General features: G+C 37.5%; 1 protein-coding gene. It reads left to right on the plus strand.

Going from position 1 to position 992, the window contains the following annotated elements; translation table 11 throughout:
* Positions 1–350 precede the first annotated feature (350 nt).
* Positions 351–881: a response regulator gene (locus HC733_RS22390; RefSeq protein ID WP_190367179.1), complete on the plus strand. Its 531-nt coding sequence runs from the start codon at positions 351–353 to the stop codon at positions 879–881.
* The last annotated feature ends 111 nt before the right edge of the window (positions 882–992 follow it).

Here is a 992-nt window from a genome sequence, read left to right on the forward strand (position 1 = left end):
CTCATTAACTGCGTTAAATATTTCTCATGTAGAATAACTACATAGCGAAATATTTGCCTTGTTTCTAAGCCATTTATCTGTCGCAATATCTGATCACTTATTTAATGTAATTGGTATAATTGCGCGAAACTATATAAAGTAAAGCGCTAAGAACTGTAGGTCTATACCAACCAAGTAATAGAAGTTTTCTACGAAATACATATGTACTAATTTTCGCACAATGACTGTTTGTTGTGATTAAAGCAAGGTGTGCTAAACCTAAGCTATGAAGGAGTCGCTTACGGTGTTGCTATATGTTTGCGTTTACCGACAGTGTATTTCAATTATTCATGTTTTTAACGGGGCATTAAATGCAAGATGTAAGCTTTTTAGTCGTGGACGATTGTCAGTTAGTACGTAATCTAGTGCGCAATACCATAGAAAACCGCTTGGGTTCAGAAAATGTTTATACTGCGGCTGATGGCATAGAAGCTTTTGAACTGCTTAATGCACGGAAAATAGACATTATCATCGCTGATTGGCAAATGCCGCAAATGGATGGTGATGAATTATTACGTAGAGTGAGAAAGTCAGAAAAGCTCAAGACAACCCCTTTTATTATGATGAGCTCTTTAGGTGACAAAGAACACGTATTAGCAGCAATTCAAAATGGTGTTTCACAATATGTGATGAAACCATTCACTGCTGAAAAGTTAGAAGATGCTATTCAAAAATCTTGGAATTCTGCAAATCGCCGTGGGGCAGTTCGATTATCGAGTTTGCCTGAACACCGAGTGAGAATTCAAACGAATACTCGCAAAATAGCAGGTACTGTAAAGAATATTAGCCATACTGGTATGTTAATCGAACTGACTTACTGTCGAGAGCTACACCTGTTGTGAGCTTACGGCAAGTTAGCGTAACTCACCATCAAAAATATGCTTGAGTCCAGAATTTAGTCTATGCGTTGTGATTTATAGTTCCAAGGCAAGTAAAGTTCTGGGTTTAATCGC

The sequence above is a fragment of the Pseudoalteromonas sp. S16_S37 genome, assembly GCF_014694405.1.
In the GTDB taxonomy this organism is placed as follows: Bacteria; Pseudomonadota; Gammaproteobacteria; order Enterobacterales; family Alteromonadaceae; genus Pseudoalteromonas.

Coding starts and splice junctions, on each gene's coding strand:
- HC733_RS22390 (WP_190367179.1), top strand. CDS start 351: ATGCAAGATGTAAGCTTTTTAGTCGTGGACGATTGTCAGTTAGTACGT.